This is a genomic window from Vibrio sp. 2130-1, assembly GCF_033339515.1.
In genome coordinates this window covers 1-789 of sequence record NZ_JAWOUT010000181.1, presented here as the reverse complement: position 1 = coordinate 789, position 789 = coordinate 1, and the positions used below count along the sequence as shown (strand labels likewise).

General features: G+C 49.2%; 1 protein-coding gene. It reads right to left on the bottom strand.

Features of this window, described 5'->3' with window-relative positions; translation table 11 throughout:
• Positions 1–789 (bottom strand): MFS transporter (locus R7Q09_RS25025; protein WP_318143808.1); only part of this gene is annotated, 789 nt, incomplete at both ends.

Here is a 789-nt window from a genome sequence, read left to right as displayed (position 1 = left end):
CTCATTTGGAACAAACCAAGTAGCGCAGCGGCTGTGCCCGCTTTATCACCGAATGGTTCCAACGCCTTGCCCGCAGCGCCGCCAAGAATCAAAGCAAAACCAACGGACGACATAAAGATTGGCAGCATGAACGACAGCGCCGTGTTTTGGCCATTCATCACCAGCATCACCACACCAGCCAGAGCCAACGTCGAGATACCAACCACAAGCGTGTTGTGTGTGCCAAAACGTTCCATGAACTTCGGTGCCAACATACAACCAGCGATGTTGATAACCGCGTTAATGCCAAACCAGAATGTGAACTCATTCATTGAAAGGCCCATGCCTGTCATCAATACCGACGGTGCTGACGTCACGTAAGCTAAGATAACCGCCATGGCCATCAAACATAGTGATGCGTGGAAAATGAAAGATGGCGTGCTCAGTACCGACCAGTAACGACTTACTTTGAATACCGCTTGTTTCTCGGTTGCTGGGTTGGTTTCCTTCATCATCAAGAACATCAACGTTCCTGAGACAACCGCAAAACCAGCCATAAAGCTGAAGTTTGCACGCCAATCGAATTGCTGTGTTAACCAGCTACCTAAGATTGGTGCCAGTGCAGGAATAAAGCAGATCGCACCATTAAGGTAGCTGATCATCTTGCCGCTTTTCTCTGGGCCGAAAATATCGCGAACTGTTGCAAAGGCTGCTACCGATGTCGCACACGCACCTAAGCCTTGTAGCAAACGAGACATCAACATCCACTCAATATTTTGAGCACTCCACGCCAATAAAGCGCTCATTGCG